This window comes from Synechococcus sp. R6-10 (assembly GCF_047461815.1).
Taxonomy (GTDB): domain Bacteria; phylum Cyanobacteriota; class Cyanobacteriia; order Thermostichales; family Thermostichaceae; genus Thermostichus.
This window is the reverse complement of the sequence record NZ_JANSHW010000078.1, coordinates 1-2,332: the sequence shown is the minus strand read 5'-3', so window position 1 is coordinate 2,332 and position 2,332 is coordinate 1. Positions and strand designations below refer to the sequence as shown.

3 protein-coding genes are annotated in these 2,332 nt (G+C 58.4%); all 3 read left to right on the top strand.

Annotation, left to right across the window (positions count from 1 at the left end; translation table 11 throughout):
• The first annotated feature begins 84 nt into the window (after nt 1-84).
• The 3 genes from NW837_RS02655 (at nt 85) to NW837_RS02645 (ending at nt 2,042) form a co-directional block, all read left to right on the top strand.
• The gene (locus tag NW837_RS02655; RefSeq protein ID WP_041436260.1) at nt 85-288 is read left to right on the top strand and encodes a hypothetical protein; all 204 of its coding nucleotides are present in this window, start codon (nt 85-87) and stop codon (nt 286-288) included.
• A 189-nt stretch (nt 289-477) separates the two neighbouring features.
• Complete coding sequence (locus tag NW837_RS02650; protein WP_414329145.1) at nt 478-810, top strand: OmpA family protein; 333 nt, start codon at nt 478-480, stop codon at nt 808-810.
• A gap of 323 nt (nt 811-1,133) precedes the next feature.
• Nucleotides 1,134-2,042 carry a hypothetical protein gene (locus tag NW837_RS02645; RefSeq protein ID WP_414329144.1) on the top strand — a complete coding sequence of 303 codons (909 nt, stop codon included), beginning with the start codon at nt 1,134-1,136 and terminating at the stop codon, nt 2,040-2,042.
• Nucleotides 2,043-2,332 lie beyond the last annotated feature (290 nt).

Genomic DNA, 2,332 nt, shown 5'->3' with positions numbered 1-2,332 from the left:
ACAAGCAGGTGAAGGAAAAGGGAAATTTTTGGCTCTTGGGGTAGAAAGGGGGCAGAAAGGAAGTGAGGCTCGTTGGCTTGGTCTATGTCTGATGAGCTGCTCCGCGCCATTCGCAGACGCGACCTGGAGGCCGCCACTTCAGCCGTGCAGCATTTGCGTTCTCGCCATTTAAGTGAAGCTGTAATCACCTCGATGGTGATGGTGGCCGTGGAGCGGTTGGCATGGGATGAAGGCGACCGGGCCGCCGCCAGTTGGTTACTGCGTCGCTGCTCCAGACGACGGCGCTGAAGGGATCCCCCCTGGCCCAGAGGTCATTGCGATACTTCCCCTTTCCCTGGATCCGAGGGGCTTCCCGTGTCAACCTGCCCACAAAGCCCTATCCGCAGAGGGATTAGCTTTCTTCCTTGCCCTTGTTCGGATCGTCGGGATGCTGTCGGTCTTCATCAAGCAAGGTAAGGGTGGCACTTCCTCTACGGCATTCTCTTTGCCTATGACTCGGATCAAATCGAAGCGGCTGCCGAGCCCACCCTTGCCGAGATCGCCAAGCTGATGCGCGAGCGCACCGACCTCAGCATCCTCGTGGTCGGTCATACCGATGCAACCGGTAGCTTCGACTACAACCTAGGTCTCTCGCGACGCCGGGCCGAGGCGGTTGTCAACCGGTTGGTTCAGCTGGGTATCGAGCAGCGCCGCCTTTATCCGGTTGGTGTGGGGTTCTCTGCTCCTGTGGCCAGCAACACCGCTGAGGAAGGCCGGGCGAAGAATCGCCGCGTGGAGTTGGTGGATCTGGCGGGTGGCAGAATCCCCTAGAGGGGAGTTTCCAGGTCTTGGGGCAGGACGGGTATCGCCGAAAGTCTGGACACTGCGGCTGTGGCGAACTAGTTTAGAGGCAACTCTTCATTTCTAGGCTATTTCAAGGGGTGGGATCCATGCTTAGGCCCAGTCTTTTGTTCTCCGGCTCGGCGCTGTTGGGTTTGCTGTCTTTGCCGTTTTTGATTGGCGAAGGTGGCTGGTTGACCTCATCTCGTAAGAGCCAGAGTCCTGTCACTGAGGTTTCTCTACAAGCTTGGGAGCACTCTCTGCCGTCATCCCAGGCCTTGTTTGAAGATGAAGCAGGTTCTGGATCTTGGCTCATGCGGCAAGCCCAGCTGCAAGAACGGGTACAGCAGCTTGAGCAGCGCTCTCTAGCTCACCAGCAGCAGGCTCATCAGTTGCTGGTACAGCAGGCAGCTCCCCAGCCCGCCGGGGGTGTTGGCCGTTCCAGCTCAAGCCCTGCCCTGTCGGCACGGCCTCGGCGTCAGGATCCTACCCTTTCTCCATTCTCTGCTCAGGCGGATGTTCCCAATGAGCTGGCGCGGCTAACCCAATTCATCCAGCAGGAGCCGGGAAATGCGCAACTTTATCTGCAACGGGCGCAATACTTCTGGCGTCAGTCTCAGGAGGATCCTGCTGCTTTACCGCAGCCGGAGCATGCTTCTGCCATTGCTTACCTGATGCGCTCCGCTCTGCGGGATCTGGATATTGCTATTGCTTTGGATCCCTACCTGGCTGAAGCCTATTTGCTCAAGGCCAAAATCCAACACGAGCGTTTGCAAGAACCTGAGCAGGCTCTGGCGACCTTGTCTCCCCTGGATCGGATTGCCTATCACAACCCGCAATTGCACTTGATCCGCTCCCGCATTTGGGCCGAACAAGGCCATCTGGAATCGGCATTTGATGTGTCTCACCTGGCCATTGAGCTGGCCAAGCAAAATCAAAGTGCTGCCGATCTTTTCGAGGCCTATGTCCATCGCGGCCTGATGTGGGCCAGCATCTGCGACTTCAATTTGGCCGTTCAGGATTTCAGCCGGGCTATCGAGGTGCAGCCCCAGCGGGCTGAAGGTTACTACCACCGCGGTATGGCGCGCGCTTACCAGGGAGAGGATAGGGCTGGTGCCGCTTCCGATTTGGGTAGCGCTTTGATGTTGTGGCGGGCTTCCGGCACGGGATCCCCGGGGCTGCTGGAATATGTAGAAGCGGTGCGGAGGGAACTGTTGCGGTAGCTCAGCTCTGGCGGGGTTTTTGCTGAGGATCTGAAGCGCTGGGTTTGGGGTCTTTGCCCAGGAGCATTTGGCAAGTTCGTCCAAGCCAGGCCAGGATGGTAGAGCCATCTGTTACCTAGGGGGGCTTGAACGCCCCCCCGAAGAGAACCCAGCCAGATGATGAGCCGAAGACAATTGACCATCTCCGTATCCTCCGTAGCCCTGGTGGTGGCCACAGGGATGCTGTTGCTGCTGCTGTGGCAACTGCGCAGCTTAGTGCTGACCGTGATGATCGCGGTGGTGGTGGCGGC